Annotated in this window: 16 protein-coding genes; 11 read left to right on the forward strand and 5 right to left on the reverse strand. The window is 72.8% G+C overall.

The genetic code is table 11. The features are described 5' to 3' along the window. From H6H00_RS18795 to H6H00_RS18815, 5 genes are all read right to left on the reverse strand, one after another. Window positions 1–2,127, reverse strand: a complete 2,127-nt coding sequence (locus H6H00_RS18795; RefSeq protein WP_185717054.1) for an acetate--CoA ligase family protein — start codon at window positions 2,125–2,127, stop codon at window positions 1–3. Further along, window positions 2,124–3,068: an HpcH/HpaI aldolase/citrate lyase family protein gene (locus tag H6H00_RS18800; protein ID WP_185717055.1), complete on the reverse strand. Its 945-nt coding sequence runs from the start codon at window positions 3,066–3,068 to the stop codon at window positions 2,124–2,126. The genes H6H00_RS18795 and H6H00_RS18800 overlap by 4 nt, the downstream gene beginning before the upstream one ends. Window position 3,069: 1 nt before the next feature. Next, window positions 3,070–4,266 (reverse strand): CaiB/BaiF CoA transferase family protein, encoded by a 1,197-nt coding sequence (locus tag H6H00_RS18805; RefSeq protein ID WP_255425257.1) that lies wholly within the window; start codon window positions 4,264–4,266, stop codon window positions 3,070–3,072. After that, window positions 4,263–5,612: an LLM class flavin-dependent oxidoreductase gene (locus H6H00_RS18810; RefSeq protein ID WP_255425258.1), complete on the reverse strand. Its 1,350-nt coding sequence runs from the start codon at window positions 5,610–5,612 to the stop codon at window positions 4,263–4,265. The genes H6H00_RS18805 and H6H00_RS18810 overlap by 4 nt, the downstream gene beginning before the upstream one ends. Window positions 5,613–5,717: 105 nt before the next feature. After that, window positions 5,718–6,353 carry a TetR/AcrR family transcriptional regulator gene (locus tag H6H00_RS18815; protein WP_185717056.1) on the reverse strand — a complete coding sequence of 212 codons (636 nt, stop codon included), beginning with the start codon at window positions 6,351–6,353 and terminating at the stop codon, window positions 5,718–5,720. Between the two features lie 134 nt (window positions 6,354–6,487). Between H6H00_RS18815 and H6H00_RS18820 the strand changes: the two genes are divergently transcribed. From H6H00_RS18820 to H6H00_RS18870, 11 genes are all read left to right on the forward strand, one after another. Continuing rightward, the gene (locus H6H00_RS18820; RefSeq protein ID WP_379539936.1) at window positions 6,488–7,207 is read left to right on the forward strand and encodes an enoyl-CoA hydratase-related protein; all 720 of its coding nucleotides are present in this window, start codon (window positions 6,488–6,490) and stop codon (window positions 7,205–7,207) included. Window positions 7,208–7,221: 14 nt separating this feature from the next. Next, a complete protein-coding gene (locus H6H00_RS18825) occupies window positions 7,222–8,022 on the forward strand; it encodes a TIGR03084 family metal-binding protein (protein ID WP_221775590.1) in 801 nt (266 codons plus the stop codon). After that, the gene (locus H6H00_RS18830; RefSeq protein ID WP_185717059.1) at window positions 8,019–9,743 is read left to right on the forward strand and encodes an acyclic terpene utilization AtuA family protein; all 1,725 of its coding nucleotides are present in this window, start codon (window positions 8,019–8,021) and stop codon (window positions 9,741–9,743) included. Before H6H00_RS18825 ends, H6H00_RS18830 begins: the two co-directional genes overlap by 4 nt. A gap of 61 nt (window positions 9,744–9,804) precedes the next feature. Continuing rightward, window positions 9,805–10,635 carry an SDR family NAD(P)-dependent oxidoreductase gene (locus H6H00_RS18835; RefSeq protein ID WP_185717060.1) on the forward strand — a complete coding sequence of 277 codons (831 nt, stop codon included), beginning with the start codon at window positions 9,805–9,807 and terminating at the stop codon, window positions 10,633–10,635. Between the two features lie 121 nt (window positions 10,636–10,756). Continuing rightward, window positions 10,757–11,668 (forward strand): alpha/beta hydrolase, encoded by a 912-nt coding sequence (locus H6H00_RS18840; RefSeq protein ID WP_185717061.1) that lies wholly within the window; start codon window positions 10,757–10,759, stop codon window positions 11,666–11,668. A gap of 107 nt (window positions 11,669–11,775) precedes the next feature. Continuing rightward, window positions 11,776–12,576 (forward strand): ABC transporter ATP-binding protein, encoded by an 801-nt coding sequence (locus H6H00_RS18845; protein WP_185717062.1) that lies wholly within the window; start codon window positions 11,776–11,778, stop codon window positions 12,574–12,576. Then, complete coding sequence (locus tag H6H00_RS18850) at window positions 12,573–13,364, forward strand: ABC transporter ATP-binding protein (protein ID WP_185717063.1); 792 nt, start codon at window positions 12,573–12,575, stop codon at window positions 13,362–13,364. The genes H6H00_RS18845 and H6H00_RS18850 overlap by 4 nt, the downstream gene beginning before the upstream one ends. Then, on the forward strand, window positions 13,361–15,208 hold the full coding sequence (locus H6H00_RS18855; RefSeq protein ID WP_255425259.1) for an AMP-dependent synthetase/ligase: 1,848 nt from the start codon (window positions 13,361–13,363) through the stop codon (window positions 15,206–15,208). Before H6H00_RS18850 ends, H6H00_RS18855 begins: the two co-directional genes overlap by 4 nt. Next, window positions 15,205–16,101 (forward strand): branched-chain amino acid ABC transporter permease, encoded by an 897-nt coding sequence (locus H6H00_RS18860; RefSeq protein ID WP_185717064.1) that lies wholly within the window; start codon window positions 15,205–15,207, stop codon window positions 16,099–16,101. Before H6H00_RS18855 ends, H6H00_RS18860 begins: the two co-directional genes overlap by 4 nt. Then, the gene (locus H6H00_RS18865) at window positions 16,101–17,300 is read left to right on the forward strand and encodes a branched-chain amino acid ABC transporter permease (protein ID WP_185717065.1); all 1,200 of its coding nucleotides are present in this window, start codon (window positions 16,101–16,103) and stop codon (window positions 17,298–17,300) included. Before H6H00_RS18860 ends, H6H00_RS18865 begins: the two co-directional genes overlap by 1 nt. Before the next feature lie 28 nt (window positions 17,301–17,328). Continuing rightward, entirely contained in the window at window positions 17,329–18,612 is a 1,284-nt protein-coding gene (locus tag H6H00_RS18870) for an ABC transporter substrate-binding protein (protein ID WP_185717066.1), read from the forward strand. Window positions 18,613–18,656: the final 44 nt, after the last annotated feature.

Below are 18,656 nucleotides of genomic sequence, written 5' to 3' on the forward strand. Positions count from 1 at the left end.
CTACCTCCTCCGCTCGTGGTCGAGTGCGACCAGGCCGTCGACGACGGACACCCCGTGCCCGTCCGGGTGCACCAGCACCGGATTGAGATCGATCTCCTCGACGCCGGGCAGCCCGCAGGCCACCAGCCGCGAGAGCCGGGCGACCAGGGCGCACAGGGCGCCGATGTCGGCGCCGTGGAGCAGTCGGATCAGCCGGGTGCCGTCGAGCAGGCGTCGGACGGCCTCGGGGGTCGCCGGGGGCAGCACGATCGTGACGTCGTCGACGAGCTCGGCGAGCACCCCGCCGGGTCCGACGGCCAGCACCCGCCCGTACACCGGGTCGGTGGCCACCCCGACGATCACCTCGACGCCCGGCGGTGCCATCCGCTCGACCAGCACGCCCTGCACCTGCGCGGCGCCGACCGCGGCGACCCCGGCGGCGTACACCTGACGCGTGGCGGCCCGCAGGGCTGCCGCGTCGGCCACGCCCACCAGCACGCCGCCGACCGCGCTCTTGTGGGCGAGGTCGCGCGCCAGCACCTTCACCGCCAGCGGGAACCCGAGCCCGGGGTCGTCACCCGCGGCGGCCTGGGTGGGGGTCAATACCCGCCGCGCCGGCAGGCCGGTGATGCCGGCCAGCTCGAGCAGGGTCTTGGCGGCGTCCTCGTCGAGCATCCGGTGGCGCTGGGAGTCGAGGAACCGGGTGAGCGCGGGCGGGGGAGGCTCGGGCGGGGGCACCTCGGCCGGTGGGTGCGGCCCGGCGGCCGCGGCCAGTGCGGCCAGCGGCCGGATGCACTCCTCGATGCCGCCGAAGACGGCGACCCCGCCCGCGTGCAGGATCTCGGCCACCTCGGCGGAGGCACCCAGCCAGATCACCGAGCAGCGCTTCCCGAGCAGCGCCGCCTCCGCGACGATCCGCCGGGCCAGTCCGGGCCCGAACGAGCCGCCGCCGCCCATGAACACGACCACCTCGTCGACGCCCTCGTCCTCGGCCACCACCCGCAGGCACCGGTCGAACGGCGAGTCCGGGTCGATCAGCACGGTGGCGGTGACGTCGACCGGGTTGGCCGGGCTCGCCCACGCCGGCAGCAGCTCACCGAGCCGCGCGGTGGTGTCCGGCCGCAGCGGCGGGACCGTCAGACCCCACCGGTCGCACGCGTCGCTGACCAGCACGCCGCCGCCGCCGGAGCCGGTCAGCACCCCGATCCGGCGCCCGCCCCGCGGCGGCCCGGCCACCACGGCCCGGCAGGCGGTGACCAGGTCCTCGGGGGTGGCCACGCCGACGACGCCGTAACGGCGCAGCACGGCGTCGCTGACCCGGGCCGACCCGGCCAGCGCGCCGGTGTGCGACCGGGCCGCGGCTTGTCCGCGCTCGGAGTCGCCCGCGCGCAGCAGCACCACCGGGACCCCGCGGTCCCGGGCCGCGGCGAAGAAGGCGGTGAGGCCGGCGCCGTCGCGGACCCCCTCCAGGTAGAGCGCGACCGCCCGGACCCGCGGGTCGTCGAGCACCGCGACGGCCAGCTGCGCGGCATCGAGGACCGCCTCGTTGCCGGTGCTGATCATGAGCGCGAGGCCGAACCCGCGGGCGTGCGCCATCGCGGCGACGTAGCTGCCGATGGCGCCGCTCTGGGTGATCAGGGCGACCGGACCGTCCGGGAGCTCGGCGTCGCCGTCGACCAGCGAGGCGAAGGTGCAGTAGGAGCGGGATCCGAAGTCGATGACGCCCAGCGAGTTGGGGCCGACCACGGCGAGCCCGCGCTCGCGCGCGAGCGCGGTCAGCGCCCGCTCGCGCGCGGCCCCGGCGTCGTCGAGTTCGGCGAACCCGGAGCTGAACACGAGGAACGTCCGCGCGCCGCGGTCGGCTGCCGCGGCGACGGTGTCCAGCACCGCCTCGGCCCGCACGGCGACCACCGTCAGGTCCGGCACCTCGGGCAGGGCCGCGGCGTCGGGCAGGCAGGCGACGCCCGCGACGGCGGCGTGCCGCGGGTTGACCGGGTGCAGCCGTGGCGGCGGGTCGCGGCGCAGCAGGCTGCGCAGCGCCCGGGTGGCCGGCCGGGCCGGGTCCGGGGACGCGCCGAACAGCGCGACCGACTCCGGCCGCAGCAGGCAGCGCAGCAGCTCGGGCCCGGTGGGCGCGTCCGCGGTCACCGGGCCACCGCCCGGGGGGCCGTGGCCCGCTCGGCCACCGCCCGCGCCCTGGCCAGCACCGCCTGCGACAGCGTGACGTGGGCCGCGTCCACCAGGACGCCGCCGATGCCGACGGCCCCGAGACCGCGGGCCTCGCCGTCGCGGTAGGCGGCGATGTCGCGCTCGGCCCGCGCCACCTCATCCGCGGTCGGGGCGTAGACCTCGTTGGCGATCGGGACCTGCGACGGGTGGATCGCCCACTTCCCGGTGTAGCCCAGCAGCCCGGCGCGGCGGGCCTGCACGGTGTAGCCGGCCGCGTCCCGGTAGTCGGGGTAGGGCGCGTCGACCGCGACCAGCCCGCCGATCCGGGCCGCGGCGAGCACCTTGCACCGGGCGTAGTGCCAGAAGTCGCCGGGGTAGTCCCCGAGCGGGGCGAAGTTCGTGTCCACCCTGGCCCCCACCGACACCGAGAAGTCCCCGGCCCCGAAGATCAGCGCGTCGAGCCGGGGGCTGGCCACCGCGATCTCCTCGACGGCGGCCAGCGCGGCGACGTCCTCGATCAGCACCTCCAGGCGCACCGGCCTGGTCCGGCCCAGCTGCGCCTCCAGCTGGGTCAGCAGGACGTCGAACCACCAGACGTCGCGGGCCGAGGTGACCTTGGGCAGGATCAGGGTGTCCAGCGCGTCCACCGCGCCGGTCAGCACCTCGACCACGTCGCCGTGCGCCCACGGCGTGTGCAGCCCGTTCACCCGCACCGCCCGCACGGTCGAGCCCCAGTCCCGGCCGGTCAGCGCGGCCACGGCGCCCGCCCTGGCCTCGACCTTGCGGGCCGGGGCGACGGCGTCCTCCAGGTCGAGGAACACCAGGTCGGCACCGCTGGCCGCGGCCCGGTCGAACATCCGGTCGCTGGTGGCCGGGGTGGCCAGCTCGGAGCGCCGCAGCAGCGGGGCGGCCGGGGCCATCTCAGATCACGCCCTTTCCGCGCAGCTGCGCGATCTCCGCGGCGGTCAGCCCGAGCAGCCCGCCGTACACCTCGTCGTTGTGCGCGCCCAGCGCCGGCCCGAGATGGTCGACGCGGCCGCGGGCCGCGGAAAAGCGCGGCACCGGCGCCTGCACCCGGACCGGCCCGAGCCGGTCGTGCGGGACCGACATGAACACCCCCCTGGCCCTCATCTGCTCGTCGGCCACCAGGTCGGACACGTCGTACACCGGAGCGGCGGCCACCTCGGCGCGCTCGAACACCGCCATCGCGTCGTCGAGGTCGTGCCGTGCGACCCACTCGGCGACGGCGGCGTCGACCTCACCTGCCCGGGCCAGCCGCCGTTGCGGGTCGGCGAAGTCCGCCTGGTCGGTCAGGTCGGTGCGGCCGATCGCGGAGAACACGCGGAGGGCGACGGTGGGGGAGCTGCCCGACATGGCCAGCCACCGCCCGTCGCGGGTGCGGTAGGTGTTGCGCGGCGCGCTGATGTCCCAGCGGTTACCTGCCCGGGCGGCGACCACACCGAGCTGGTCGAAGGCCAGCAGCGACTGCTCCAGCAGCCGGGCCAGCGGGTCCACCAGGTTGACGTCGACGAGCTGGCCGCCGCCGCCGTGCACGTCGCGGTGGTACAGCGCCATCAGCACGGCGTAGGCCGCGTTGAGCGAGGCGACGCCGTCGGCCAGCATGAACGGCGGCAGCGTCGGCGGTCCGGTGGCCTCGCCGACCGTGTGCGCGAAACCGCTCATCGCCTCGCCGAGGGTGCCGAAGCCGGGACGCTCGCTCTTCGGGCCGGTCAGCCCGAAGCCGGTGACGTGCAGCATTACCAGGCCCTCGTTGACCGAGCGCAGCGCCGGGTAGTCCAGACCCCATCCGCGCAGCGTGGCCGGGCGGGTGTTGGCCACCACCACGTCGGCGGTGGCGGCCAGCCGTCGGGCCAGCTGTTGCCCCTCGGTGGTCCGCAAGTCTAGCGTGACCGACTTCTTGTTCCGGCCGATGCTGGTCCATACCAGCCCGACGCCGTCGACCTGGTGGCCCCAGCCGCGGATCGGATCGCCGCCGCGCGGGTCCTCCACCTTGACCACCTCGGCGCCGAATTCGCCGAGGTAGGTGGCGGCGAGCGGTCCGGCGGCCAGCGTGGCCAGCTCGAGCACCCGGATCCCGCCCAGCATCGCGGAGCTCACGCGAGGCGCTCCGGGCGCGGCAGGCCCAGGTGCTCGCGCAGCGTGGTACCGGTGTAGCGCTCGCGGAACAGGCCGCGGCGGCGCAGCGTCGGGACCACCAGGCGGACGAACTCCTCGAACGCGCCGGGCAGGTGCGTGGCGGCGACCACGAACCCGTCGCACGCCCCGCCGGTGAACCAGTCGCCCATCTGCTCGGCGACCTGGTCCCCGGTCCCGACGAACCGCGGCCCCTGCAGCAGGGTGGCCCGGTGCGCGGCCAGCGTGCGCAGGGTCAGCGTGCCCGGCCCGACGTGCCGTCGCACGCCCTGCACCAGGCCGCGCACCCCGGTGACGGACTCGATCAGCTCGTCGGTGATCTCCTCGTCGAGCCCGTGGCCGGCGAAGTCGTGGTTGGTCACCTCCGAGAGCAGCGTCAGCGACGCCATCGGGTGCACCAGCCGCTCCAGCAGCATGTGTTCCTTCTCCTTGGCATGGGCCTCGCTCTCCCCGACCACCGGGTAGGCCATCGGGAGCACCCGCACCAGGTCGGTGTCGCGGCCGATCGCGGCGATGCGTTCCTTCTGGTCGCGGTATTGCTCCGCGGCGACCTCCCGGCTGGGATCGCCGGTGAAGATGAGGTCGGCCCAGCGGGCGGCGAAGTCGCGCCCGCGCCCGGACTGACCCGCCTGGATGATCGGCGGGCGGCCCTGCGGGGTGCGGGGCACGGTGAGCGGTCCGCGCACCCGGAAGTGCTCGCCGCGGTGCCGCAGCTCGTGCACCCGGTCCGGGTCGGCGAAGATCCCGGCGTCGCGATCGAGCACCAGCGCGTCGTCCTCCCAGCTGTCCCACAGCCGGGCGACGACCTCGACGAACTCCTCGGCGCGGTCGTAGCGCGCGTCGTGGTCGAGGTGGGTCTCGGTCCCGAAGTTCTGCGCCTCGGTGTCGTTGACCGAGGTCACCACGTTCCACGCGACCCGGCCCGCCGACAGGTGGTCGAGCGTGGCGAACGTCCTGGCCACGTGGTAAGGCGGGTAGTAGGTCGTGGAGTACGTCGCACCCAGCCCGATGGAGCGGGTGGACGCCGCGAGTGCGCCCAGCACCGCGGTGAGGTCCAGCTTCACCGGTCGCGCGCCGTAGCGCACCGCGTCCGCGCAGGAGTCTCCGTAGATCGACGGCATGGCCAGCCGGTCGTCGAAGAACACCAGGTCGAACGTGCCGTCCTCGAGGGTGGCGGCGATCCGCTGGTAGTAGCGCAGGTCCAGGAAGTCCGCCGCGCCGCCGGGATAGCGCCACGATCCGGCGTAGACCGTGCTGTTGGAGGCCTGCATGAACGCGACCAGTGCCATCTGGCGAGCGGTTGCTCCCATCGACGATCCTCTCGACCCAGGCAGTCCAGCACGGCGGCCGGTGTCGCGGGTGCCTCGCTTCGCGACAGTCCGCCCGCGGCCGGCCCGCACCCGCTCCGCCGGGATTCACGAGATAGTGAGGTCCAGTTCACTCTCGGCACCGCTGCGGGGGAGCACGCCCAGACACGCGTGGGCGGTCACGTCGAGCAGTTCTGCGAGCCGCTGCTCGGTCAGCCCGCTGCGGTAGAACAGCGTTGCCTGCACCGCGCCGATGGCGGCGTGCACGAGCAGCCGCAGCTCGCCGTCGCCGAGGTCGGGCCGCAGCGGCCCGAGCACACCCACCCACTCCTCGATGTAGTGGCGCTGCTCGCGGCGCAGCCGTCTGCGGTCGGCGTCGGGCAGGCTGTGCACCTCGCGGTGGTAGACGGCGAGGATGTCCCGGTCGTGGAGGGCGACCCGGATGTGGTCGCGGACCAGCAGAGACAGCGCGACGTGGTCGTCGTCGCACCGGGCGACGATCGTGGCGGCCCGGTTCTGCAGCCGCTGCATCGCCTGGTCGAGCAGGGCGACGAGAAGGTCGTTCTTGCTGGCGAAGTGTCGGTAGACCCCCGAGCCGACGATGCCCGCCTCAGCGCCGATCTCGTCCATGGCCACGGCGTGAAAGCCGCGCCGGGACACGAGGTCGGCGGCGGCGGCCAGGATGCGACGGCGACGGTCCGGATCTCGTCGCCGAACGCCGTCGGCCGATGTCCCATTCGCCATCTGGTCATCATGGCAGGTGAGACGGTACGGTCGCGAGTGAAGCGTTCCTCACTAATGTGGGGTTGGAACGATCAGGATGGGGACCGGTGAGCGAGGAAGCGATCACGTACGAGGTCGATGACGGTGTGGCCTGGGTGACCATCAACCGACCCGACGCCCGCAACGCGCTCAACGCGGCGGCCCGCGAAGGCCTGTTCGCCGCGACGCACCGGTTCAACGCCGACGACTCGGCCAAGGTCATGGTGTTGACCGGGGCAGGCGACCGGGCGTTCTGCGCCGGGGGCGACCTCAAGGAGATGTCCGAGACGGCGCTCACCGTCCCGCCGCCCGACTTCGCCCCCCAGTTCGGCCGCAACATCGACGTCATCAAGCCGACGATCGCCGCGGTGAACGGTGTCGCGTTCGCGGGTGGCTTCCTCCTGGCCCAGCAGTGCGACCTCGTCGTGGCCGCCGAGCACGCCACGTTCGCCGTCAGCGAGGTCAAGGTGGGCCGTGGGTCCCCGTGGGCGGCACCCTTGTCGTGGCTGCTGCCGCCGCGGCTGGCGCTGCAGATCCTGCTGACCGGCGATCCGATCTCCGCGGAGCGCGCACGCGAGGTCGGCATGGTCAACGAGGTGGTCCCCGCGGCCGAGCTCCGGGCCCGGACGCAGGAACTCGCCGTGCGGATCGCCTCGAACGCCCCGTTGTCGGTGCTCGCGGCCAAGCGCACCGCGTACCTGTCGGCCGAGTACCCGCTCGCCCGGGCCTACGAGCTGGCCGAGGACATCTGGGAGCCGGTCTACCTCAGCGCGGACGCCCAGGAGGGCCCCACCGCGTTCCGTGAGAAGCGCACACCGGTTTGGAAGGGGCGGTAGCCGTGGCCGTGTCCATGGAGTCCGTTATCGCCGACATCGAGGCGGAGACGGCCGATCTGCGAGAGCTGCTCACCGGCCTGCCGGAGGGTCCCGACGGCTGGGACGCCCCGACGCCCGCTGCGGGCTGGGCCGTCCGGGACCAGATCAGCCACCTGGCCTTCTTCGACGACGTGGCCGTCCGTTCGGCCACCGACCCGGACGGCTTCACCGCCGAGGTGCTGCCCCAGCTGGCCGACGGGACGATCGCGCCGGACACCATCGCCGAGCGGTACCGGGCGATGCCGGGCGCGGAGCTGCTGGCCTGGTTCGACGGTGCGCGGGCCGCGCTGGTCACCGCGTTCGCCGGGATCGACCCCTCGGTGCGGGTGCCGTGGTTCGGCCTGCCGATGAGCGCGGCGTCGTCGTTGACGGCGCGGATCATGGAGACCTGGGCGCACGGCCAGGACGTGGCCGACGGGCTGGGCCGCGAGCGCGTCCCGTCGTCCCGGCTGCGGCACGTGGCCCACATCGGGGTCGGGGCGCGGGCGTTCAGCTACCTGGCCAACGGCCGCGAGGTGCCCACCGATCCGGTCCGGGTGGAGCTCACCGCACCCGACGGCAGCCGGTGGACCTGGGGGGCCGAGGGGGCGCCCGACCGGGTCACCGGTCCCGCGCTCGACTTCTGCCTGCTGGTCACCCAGCGCCGCCACCGCGACGACACCGCGCTGCTCGCCGAGGGCCCGCTGGCCGACGAGTGGCTCTCGATCGCGCAGGCGTTCGCCGGGCCACCCGGCGGGGGCCGCAAGCCGGGCCAGTTCGCGGGGGGTGCGGAATGAGGCCCCCGGTCTGCATCGGCAACTGCTCGGGCTTCTACGGCGACCGGATCTCCGCGGCGCGGGAGATGGTCGAGGGTGGCCCGATCGACGTGCTCTGCGGGGACTACCTCGCCGAGCTGACCATGCTGATCCTGGCCAAGGCCCAGGCGAAGGACCCGGCGGGCGGCTACGCCCGCACCTTCCTCACGCAGATGGAGCAGGTGCTGGGCACCTGTGCCGACCGTGGGATCAAGGTGGTCGCCAACGCCGGCGGGCTCAACCCGGCCGGGCTGGCCGCCGCCCTGCGCGAGATGGCGCAGCGGCTCGGGGTGCCGGTCCGGGTGGCCCACGTCGAGGGTGACGACCTGCGCGGCGACCTCGCCGCGATCACCCCGCCGGTCGGGGAGGCCAAGCCGGTCTCGGCCAACGCCTACCTGGGCGGCTGGGGCATCGCCGAGGCGCTCGGCGCCGGGGCCGACGTGGTGGTCACCGGACGGGTCACCGACGCCTCCCTGGTCGTCGGGCCGGCCGCCTGGTGGCACGGGTGGGCGCGCACCGACTGGGACCGCCTCGCCGGAGCCGTCGCGGCCGGCCACGTGATCGAGTGCGGCCCCCAGGCGACCGGCGGCAACTACGCGTTCCTCGACGAGGTGACCGACCGCCGCTACCCGGGCTTCCCGATCGCCGAGGTGGCCGCCGACGGCTCGTCGGTGATCACCAAGCACGACGGCACCGGCGGGCTGGTGTCGGTGGGCACCGTGACCGCGCAGCTGCTCTACGAGATCGCCGAACCGGCCTACCTGGGCCCGGACGTGGTGGCGCACTTCGACACGATCGCGTTGCGCCAGCAGGCCGAGCACCGGGTGGAGATCAGCGGGGTGACCGGGAGCCCGCCGCCGGAGACGCTGAAGGTGGCGCTCAACGACGTCGGCGGGTTCCGCAACACGATGACGATGGTGCTCACCGGGCTCGACGTCGAGGCCAAGGCGGCCTTCGCCGAGCAGCAGCTGTTCGACGTGCTGGGCGGCCGCGACCGCTTCGCCGAGGTCGACGTGCGGCTGCTGCGCTTCGACAGTACCGATGCGCCCACCAACGAGCAGGCCACCGCCCACCTGCGGGTCACGGTGAAGGACTCCGACCCGCGCAAGGTCGGACGGGCGTTCTCCAGCGGGATCATGGAGGTCGCGCTGGCCGGCTACGCCGGCTTCCACACGACCACCCCGCCGACGTCGGAGTCGGCCTACGGGGTCTACCGGCCCGCGGCCGTTCCTCGGTCGTCGGTGACCCAGCTGCTCGTCCTGCCCGACGGCGAGCAGCGGGTGATCGCGGATCCGCCCACCGCGCCGGCTGCGGCCGGTGCGGCCGAGCCCGCCGCGGAGCCCCCGGCACCCGCCGGGCCCACCCGCCGCGCCCCGCTGGGCGCCGTGCTCGGTGCCCGCTCGGGCGACAAGGGCGGCAACGCCAACGTCGGCCTGTGGGCGCGCGACGACGCCGGGTACGCGTGGGCGCGTGCGCACCTGACCGTCGAGCGGCTCCGCGGGCTGCTCGGCCCGGAGGCGTCCGACCTGCGGATCGAGCGGTTCGAGCTGCCGAACATCCGGGCGCTCAACGTCGTCGTGCACGGCCTGCTCGGCGAGGGCGTGGCGTCCTCCACCCGTCCCGACGCGCAGGCGAAGGGACTGGGGGAGTACCTGCGGTCCCGTCTGGTCGACGTGCCCGACTCGCTGCTGACGGGGATCTGACCGCACTACCGACGCCGACCGGGCATGGCGCCGCCGTGCCCCGACCGAGAGGTGGAACCACGTGGGTACGTTGGACGGCAAGGTCGCTCTAGTGTCCGGGTCCGGGCGCGGGATCGGGCGCGCGATCGCCGAGAAGCTGGCCGGGGAGGGTGCCAGGGTCGTGGTGAACGACCTGGACGCCGATCCGGCGAAGGAGGTCGTGGCGGCGATCGAGGCGGCCGGTGGCGTCGCGGTCACCTGTGCCGGGAGCGTCACCGAGGACGGCTTCGCGGAGCGGTTCGTCGCCACCGCGGTCGACGAGTTCGGCGGGGTCGACATCATCGTCAACAACGCCGGCTACACCTGGGACTCGGTCGTGCAGAAGATGAGCGACGACCAGTGGGACGCCATCCTCGATGTGCATCTCAAGGCGCCGTTCCGGATCCTGCGAGCCGCCCAGCCGGTGATCAGCGCCGCGGTCAAGCAGGCCAGGGCGGCCGGTGCCGAGGTGCCGTGCCGGAAGGTCGTCAACATCTCGTCGATCGCGGGTACGGGCGGCAACGCCGGTCAGGCCAACTACTCCGCGGGCAAGGCCGGGGTGATCGGGCTGACCAAGGCGCTGTCCAAGGAATGGGGCCGCTACAACGTGACGGTCAACGCGGTGGCCTTCGGCCTGATCCGCACCCGGCTCACCGAGGTGCCGGCCGGGGGCGACGGCAAGATCGACATCGCGGGTCGCCAGCTCGCGGTCGGGGTGAACCCGGAGCTGCTCGACACGATGGAACGGGGCATCCCGCTGGGCCGGGCGGGCACACCGGCCGACGCCGCGGGTGCGGTCTACCTGCTCTGCATCCCCGAGTCCGACTACGTCAGCGGCCAGGTCGTCATCTGCGGTGGGGGATTCACCGCCTGACGGTGCGGCCGTCCGGACCGCGCGTCACGGTCCGTATCGACCCGCATGTCCCGTTCCGGGACACCCATTCGTGTGACGTCGACCATATGGTGCGCTCCGACCTCAGGGAACGGAGCCACCGATGGCGAGTGCCGAGTCCACGTACCTCACCGACCTCTACGCCGACTGGTCGGCGCGGATGGCGGCCGATCCCGAGATGGGTCTGCCGGCGCTGCGTGACCTGTTCGAGGAGTGGCACCTGCCCACGGTCGAGCCGGAGGGTGTGACCTACGCCGAGGTCACCGCCGGCGGCGTGCCGGCGCTGTGGTGCCGGCCGGTCGACGCCGCCGCCGACCGGGTGCTGCTCTACACCCACGGGGGCGGCTTCGTGGTCGGCTCCCGGCACAGCCACCGCAAGCTGGCAGGTCACCTGGCCCGCGCCATCGGCTGCCACGCGCTGGTCGTTGACTACCGGCGGGCCCCCGAGCACCCCTTCCCCGCCCAGCTCGACGACTGCGTGAGCGCCTACCGCTGGCTGCTCGCCGAAGGCATCGCGCCCGGTCACATCGCCACCTGCGGTGACTCGGCCGGCGGCAACCTCGCGATCAGCGTCGCGCTGCGGCTGCGCGCGGACGGGGACCCGCTCCCCGCCGCCCTCGTCCCGATGTCGCCGTGGCTCGACATGGAGCACAAGGGCGAGACGCTCGACACGAACGCCGGGTCCGACGCGCTGGTCCAACGGCCCATCCTGACGGCGATGTCGACCATGTTCCTCGGGCCGGACGGCTCGGCGGTCGACCCGCTGGCCAACCCGCTGCTGGCCGATCCCGCCGGGCTCCCCCCGATGTTCATCAACGCCGGTGGGGCGGAGACGCTGCTCGACAACGCGGTGCGCTTCGGGGAGAGCGCCCGCCGGGCGGGTGTCGACGTGACCGTCGACGTCGTTCCCGGGATGCAGCACGTGTTCCCGTTCCTGGCCGGTCGCGCCCCCGAGGCGGACCGCGCCGTCGCCGACATCGCGCAGTGGGTCCGGCCCCTGCTCGGCCTGGCCTGACCCGCCCGTCCCCGCGGCCGGGCGACGGTCGGCGACCAGGCTGCCGCGGCCGGATCGCCCCGTCCGTCCGACGCCCACCCCGCGCGCTGATCGATCCAGGAGACCGGATGCCGGACATCGTACTGTCGGTACGCAACCTCGAAGTGGTCTACAACGACGTCGCCTTGGTGCTGCGCGGGATCAGCCTGGACGTGCCGTCGGGCGCCGTCGTGGCGTTGCTCGGCGCCAACGGAGCAGGCAAGACGACCCTGCTCCGGGCGGTCACCGGCCTGCTGCCCACGCATCGCGGGCGCATCACGAAGGGCACCGTCGCCCTCGACGGGCAGCCGATCACCGGCCTGGACGCCGCCGCGGTGGTGCGGCGCGGCATGTCGCAGGTGATGGAGGGCCGTCGGATCTTCGCCGAGCTCAGCGTGGAGGACAACCTGCGGGCCGGCGCCTACACGCGCCGCTCGCGCGTCGAGGTGGCGGCGAACCACGCCCGGGTGATGGACCTGTTCCCGGTGCTCGCCGCGCGCCGGCGGTCGACGGCGGGCTACCTCTCCGGTGGTGAGCAGCAGATGTTGGCGATCGGGCGGGCGTTGATGGCCTCGCCGAAGGTGCTGCTGCTCGACGAGCCGTCGCTGGGGCTCGCGCCGAAGGTGGTGGAGCAGGTGCGCGACATCCTCGTCACGATCAACGCGGCCGGCACCAGCGTCCTGCTCGTCGAGCAGAACGCGATGATGGCGCTGTCCATCGCCACCACCGGGTACGTGCTGGAGACCGGGAAGGTGGTGCGCGACGGCCCGGCGAGCGAGCTCCTCGCAGACGAGGACATCCGTGAGTTCTACCTCGGCTCGACGTCGGACGAGCGCGGCTCGTTCGCCGATGTGAAGAGCTACCGGCGGCGGAAGCGGTGGAGCGCATGACCGGGGTCGGGTCCGACGCGCCGGAGCCGCTGCTCACCGTCGACGGGCTGACGCTGCGGTTCGGCGGCGTGCACGCCCTCGACGGCGTCAGCTTCACCGTCGGCTCCGGCGAACTGTTCGCCGTGATCGGGCCGAACGGCGCCGGTAAGACGTCGATCTTCAACTGCATCAACGGCGTCTACCGGCCGCAGCAGGGCAGCATCACCCTGGACGGTGCGCGGCTGGACGGGAGCCGTCCCACGGCGATCGCGAACCGCGGGGTCGCTCGCACCTTCCAGAACATCGGTTTGTTCCCGGCGGTCAGCCTCGTGGACAACCTCATGCTCGGCCGCCACCACCTCATGCGGTCGGGATTCCTCAGCGGGATGTTGTGGTGGGGCCGCGCCCGGCGCGAGGAGCTGGAGGGGCGCGCCGCGGTCGAGCGGGTGATCGAGCTCCTCGAGCTCGAGCCGTTCCGGCACCAGCCGGCCGGCCTGCTGCCCTACGGGGTGGCCAAACGGGCCGAGCTCGCCCGGGCGCTGGCGATGGAGCCCAGGCTGGTGCTGCTCGACGAGCCGGTGGCGGGGATGAACCACGAGGAGACCGAGGACATGGCCCGCTACATCGTCGAGGTCCGCCGTGAACTGGGGCTGGCGATGATCCTCGTCGAGCACGACATGCGCCTGGTGATGGACCTCGCGGACCGGGTGCTGGCACTCGACTTCGGCCGGGTGATCGCCACCGGGACCCCGGCGCAGGTCCAGCGCAACCCCGCGGTCGTCGAGGCATATCTGGGAGGAGCCGCGTGAGCACCGTGGAGAAGGCCGGGAACCCGCAGATCGGCACGGCGGCGCACGGGGCCGACCCGCCGCGCACCCTGCCCGCGCTGCTGCTGCGGCACGCCGTGACGCGGCCGGAGGCGGTGGCACTGCGGCACAAGGTGCGCGGCCGCTGGGTCGAGACGACCTGGTCCGGCTACGCCCGGCGGGTCGCGGCCGTCGCCGCGAGCCTGCGGGCCCTCGGTGTCGGGCCGGGTGACCGGGTCGCCGTGCACGCGGAGAACCGGCCGGAATGGGTGATCGCCGACCTGGCGGCCCAGGGCATCGGCGCGCAGACGGTCGGCATCTACCCGACCTCGCCCGCGAAGGAGGTGGAGTACCTGCTGCAGCACTCCGGCGCGTCCGTGCTGGTGGCCGAGGACGAGGAGCAGCTGGACAAGGCGCTCGAGGTGCGGGCCGGGCTACCGCGTCTGGAGCACCTGGTCGTGATCGACCCGACCGGCCTGCGGGACATGACCGGGATCCAGACCTTCGACGAACTCGAGTCGTCGGACGGCGACGTGGCGGCCTACGCGGCATCGGTCGAGGCGCTCGACCCGCGGAGCACCGCGGTCATCGTCTACACCTCGGGCACGACCGGTCCGCCGAAGGGTTCGATGATCTCCCACCACAACCTGATGGTGTCCGGCGAGGCCTTCAACGACTGGTTCGGCACCGGGCCGCGCGACGAGATCCTGTCCTACCTGCCGCTGTGTCACATCGCCGAGCGGCTGATGTCGGTGGTCCTGGCGCTGATGTCGGGATGCGTGGTCAACTTCGGTGAGGGCGGGCCGACGTTCGCCACCGACCTGCGCGACGTCCAGCCGACCGTCTTCCTCGGGGTCCCCCGGGTCTGGGAGAAGATGTTGGCGAGCGTCGAGGTCCGGATGGGCGACGCGACCCGGCTGAAGCGGACGGTCTACCGCATCGCGTCGGCCCGGTCGCGGGCGATCGCGCGGCGGCGGATGGACGGCGCGGTGACCCCCTGGGACCGGGTCGTGGCCGGCCTGTGTGACGTGCTCGTGCTCGCCGCGCTGCGCAACAAGCTGGGGCTGGCCCGGGTGCGGGTCGCCATGTCGGGTGCGGCTCCGGTCGCCCCGCAGGTGCTGGAGTTCTTCTGGTCCATCGGTGTCCCGGTGCGCGAGGGATACGGCCAGACCGAGTGCAGCGGCCCGTGCACGCTCACCCCGATGGACGACGTGCGGCTGGGCACCGTCGGCGTCGCGCTGCCGGGGGTGGAACTGCGGATCGCCGAGGACGGCGAGGTGCTGATCCGCTGGGAGGGTGTGTTCCGGGGCTACCTCGACGACCCCGACGCCACCGCGGCCGCCGTCGACCCCGACGGCTGGCTGCACACCGGCGACGTCGGCGAGCTCGACGGGGACGGTCACCTGAAGATCACCGACCGGAAGAAGGACATCATCATCACCGCCGGCGGCAAGAACATCTCGCCGAGTGAGATCGAGAACCGGCTGAAGGTGTCGCAGCACATCCGCGAGGCGGTCGTGATCGGCGACGGTCGCAAGTACCTCGTCGCGTTGATCGGCATCGAGGGGGACACCGTCGGGGACTGGGCGAGCCGCCGGGGCATCGCCTACACGACCTATGCCGACCTGTCCGGCAAGCCGGAGGTGGTCGAGCTGGTCCAGGGTGTGGTGAACGAGGTCAACACCGAGTTCGCGCAGGTAGAGACGATCAAGAAGTTCCGGCTGATGACCAAGGAGCTCGACCACGAGGACGGCGAGCTGACCGCGACGCAGAAGGTGAAGCGCGTCTCGCTCGCCCGCATCCTCGCCGCGGACATCGAGGCCATGTACGCCGGAGGTGCGTCGTGACCGGCCTGCTGCAGAACCTGTTCGCCGGGTTCTCGCTCGGCGCCACCTACGCCCTGATCGCCCTCGGGTTCGTGATCATCTACAAGGCGACCGGCGTGATCAACTTCGCGCAGGGGGGGTTGCTCGCCCTCGGCGCCTACCTGGGTTACGCCTTCACCGACAGCGTCGGCGTGGGGTTCGCCGTGGCGATCGTGCTCGCCTGCGTCAGCACCGCGCTGTTCGGGGCCGCGTTCCAGCGCGTCGTGCTCACCCGGATGGTCGGGCAGCCGCCGTTCGCCGTCGTCATGATCACCATCGGCCTGCTGTTCGTGATCGACCCGCTGATCACCGCCATCTGGGGTTTCGACCAGTTGCTGCTGACCAACCCGTGGAACGTGCTCAGCCTGGACGCGGGCGGGGTCGTGTTCGGCCTCCGTGACCTGTGGACCATCGGCATCACCGCGGCGGTCGTCACCGCGTTCTTCCTGTTCTTCCGCTTCTCGCGGCTGGGCGTGGCGATGCGGGCGACCGCGTTCGACCCGGAGGCGGCCATCGCGCACGGCATCAGCGCCCGGCGGGTCTTCGCGGCGTCCTGGGCGATCTCCGCGGCGCTCGCCGCGCTGGCCGGGATCACCCTGGCCGCCGGGCCGGGCGGGCTCTCCCCGTCGATCGGGGCGATCGCGCTGACCGCGTTCCCGGCCATGATCGTCGGCGGTCTGGACTCGCCGGCGGGAGCCGTACTGGGCGGGTTGGTGATCGGCCTGGCCGAGTCGCTCACCCGGGGCTACCAGGACCTGTTCTTCGCCTGGGCCGGTCCGAACGTCTCGTCGATCGTCCCCTACGTGATCATGATCGTGATCCTGCTGGTGCGTCCCTACGGCCTGTTCGGTACACCCGAGATCCGGAGGATCTGATGGCCAGCCCCCCGGAGACCGCGCCCGCGTCGGACCGGTCCGCGACACCCCCCACGCCGGCCCGCCTCCCGGTGCCCTCGGCCGCGAGGGCCGCCGAACGGGGAGGGCGCCCACACCGCAGGCTCTCCCGCAGCTACGCCCAGGACCTGCGGCTGTTCCACACGCGGGGCTCGAAGGTCGGACTCGCGCTGCTGCTCACCGGCTACCTGGTGTTCCCCACGGTGGTGCAGGACGACTTCTGGCTGTCGGTGCTGATCTACTCGGGGGTGACCGCCATCGGGGCGACCGGCCTCAACCTGCTCACCGGGTTCTGCGGCCAGGTCTCGCTCGGGCACGCCTTCTTCGTCGGTGCCGGCGCGTACTGCGCCGCGGTGTTCGGCGGTGACCTCGGGCTGCCGCTGCCGTTGTGGCTGCTCGGCGCGGCCGTCGTCGGGGCGATCGTCGGTGCGCTGGTCGGCCCGTTCGCGCTGCGGCTGCGCGGGCTCTACCTGGCCATCGTCACGCTCGGCCTGGTCTTCGTCGGCGCCCACCTCTGGCGCAACCTGACCCCGTTGACCGGAGGCAACTTCGGCACCTCGATCACGGCGGACGTCTCCATCGGTCCGTTCGACCTCGACGACCTGTCGTTGTTCGGTGAGCAGTTCTCGCGCAACCAGGGCTGGTTCTGGCTGGTCTGGGGCCTGGTGCTGGTGACGACGTTGCTGACCAGGAACCTCATGCGGACCAGGGCCGGCCGGGCGATGCAGGCGGTGCGCGACCGGGACGTGGCGGCCGAGGTGATCGGGGTGTCCGCCGGACGCTACAAGATCGGCACGTTCGCGGTGTCGAGCGCCATCGCCGCCGTCGCCGGGTCGCTCTTCGGGGCCTACCAGCAGTTCATCAGCCCCGAGGAATGGGGTCTGATCCTGTCGGTCCAGTACATCGCCGTGATCATCGTCGGCGGGATGGGGACCGTCATGGGACCGATCCTGGGCGCCCTGTTCGTCGGGGCCCTCCCGGCGCTGATCGACCGGTACTCCGACGTGATCCCCGGGGTGTCCGACGGTGTCGGCAGCGACGGCTTCATCAGCGTCTCCGCGCTCAACCAGGCCGTGTTCGGCCTGCTCATCGTGGTCTTCCTGGTCGTGGAGCCGCGGGGGCTGGCCGGGATCTGGTTGCGGGTCAAGGCGTACTTCACGTCCTGGCCCTTCTCCTACTGATCTGTGCTCCGCCGACAAGGAGGTTCGCATGTGGTACCGACGATCACGGGTGATCGCGACGGTGAGCGTCGTCGCGCTCGCCGCGCTGGCCGGATGTGGTGGCGCGGGGGGTGACGCGGCCGACGGGGGGGAGACGGTGGCCGGCCAGCCGGCCGTCACCGCCGGCTTCGACGGGACGACGATCCGGCTGGGCGCGATCTCGACGCTGACCGGGCCGGTGGCGGTGGCCGGAACGCCGTTGACCGCGGGGAACCAGGTGTGGTTCGACCACATCAACGCGACCGGCGGTATCGCGGGCAGGTATCCCGTCGAGCTCGTGGTGGAGGACAACCAGTACAAGCCCGACGTCACCGTCCAGCAGTACCAGAAGATCAAGAACGACGTCGTGGCGTTCACCCAGATCCTCGGCACCCCGTCGGTGCTGGCGGTCCTGCCGCAGCTCGCGGCGGACGGGGCGCTGGCCTCGCCCGCGTCCTTCGACGCGACCTGGGTGCGGCAGGAGAACCTGCTGCCGGTGGGCGGTCCGTACCAGGTCCAGGCGATCAACGCTGTCGACCACTACCTGCGCAACGGCGGCAGCCCGACCGACACGCTCTGCAGCATGATCCAGGACGACGCGTTCGGCGAAGCGGGCCAGCAGGGACTGGACCACATCGCGGCGAGCCGGGGTCTGAGCTACGCGACGACCCAGCGCTTCAGCGTCGGCACGAACGACCACACCGGGGCGATCGGCGCGTTGAGCAGCGCAGGCTGTGACATGGTCTTCCTCGGCGCCACCCCGTCGGACGCCGCCAAGATCTGGGGCGCCGCCGCGCAGGTGAACTTCCCGGGCCTGTGGTACGGCCAGTCACCGAGCTGGTCGGGCAGCTTCACCGGCCTGCCGTTCGCGGACTACCTGGTCAGCAACGTGCGGATCGCATTGGAGGGCACGGAGTGGGGCGACCCGACCATTCCGGGAATGGTCGACATGGTGGAGCGGGCCGGCATGTACGCCCCCGACCAGAGCCCGGACACGTTCTTCATACTCGGCTACAACCTGGCCCGGGCCATGACGGCGGTCCTGGAGGAGGCGGTAGCACGCGGTGACCTGAGCCGCGAGGGGATCCTGGCCGCGTCCAACGGCCTGGGCACCGTCGGCTTCGACGGGCTCAGCGGCGACTACGGATACGGACCCGCCGCGGACCGGACGCCCCCCCGGACGTCCACGATCTACGCCGTGGACCTCGCCAAGCCGCTGGGTCTCGCGGTGCTGGAGTACGACTTCACCAGCCCGGAGGCCGAGTCCTTCGAGATCGTGGCGGCCGACCTGTAGGCGGCAGCCGGGTCCGGACCCCGAACCGGGGTCCGGACCCGCGC

Source organism: Pseudonocardia petroleophila, assembly GCF_014235185.1.
Taxonomy (GTDB): domain Bacteria; phylum Actinomycetota; class Actinomycetes; order Mycobacteriales; family Pseudonocardiaceae; genus Pseudonocardia; species Pseudonocardia petroleophila.

Coding starts and splice junctions, on each gene's coding strand:
- H6H00_RS18815 (WP_185717056.1), bottom strand. CDS start 6,353: ATGGCGAATGGGACATCGGCCGACGGCGTTCGGCGACGAGATCCGGAC.
- H6H00_RS18850 (WP_185717063.1), top strand. CDS start 12,573: ATGACCGGGGTCGGGTCCGACGCGCCGGAGCCGCTGCTCACCGTCGAC.
- H6H00_RS18825 (WP_221775590.1), top strand. CDS start 7,222: ATGGAGTCCGTTATCGCCGACATCGAGGCGGAGACGGCCGATCTGCGA.
- H6H00_RS18800 (WP_185717055.1), bottom strand. CDS start 3,068: ATGGCCCCGGCCGCCCCGCTGCTGCGGCGCTCCGAGCTGGCCACCCCG.
- H6H00_RS18830 (WP_185717059.1), top strand. CDS start 8,019: ATGAGGCCCCCGGTCTGCATCGGCAACTGCTCGGGCTTCTACGGCGAC.
- H6H00_RS18865 (WP_185717065.1), top strand. CDS start 16,101: ATGGCCAGCCCCCCGGAGACCGCGCCCGCGTCGGACCGGTCCGCGACA.
- H6H00_RS18810 (WP_255425258.1), bottom strand. CDS start 5,612: ATGGGAGCAACCGCTCGCCAGATGGCACTGGTCGCGTTCATGCAGGCC.
- H6H00_RS18870 (WP_185717066.1), top strand. CDS start 17,329: ATGTGGTACCGACGATCACGGGTGATCGCGACGGTGAGCGTCGTCGCG.
- H6H00_RS18840 (WP_185717061.1), top strand. CDS start 10,757: ATGGCGAGTGCCGAGTCCACGTACCTCACCGACCTCTACGCCGACTGG.
- H6H00_RS18845 (WP_185717062.1), top strand. CDS start 11,776: ATGCCGGACATCGTACTGTCGGTACGCAACCTCGAAGTGGTCTACAAC.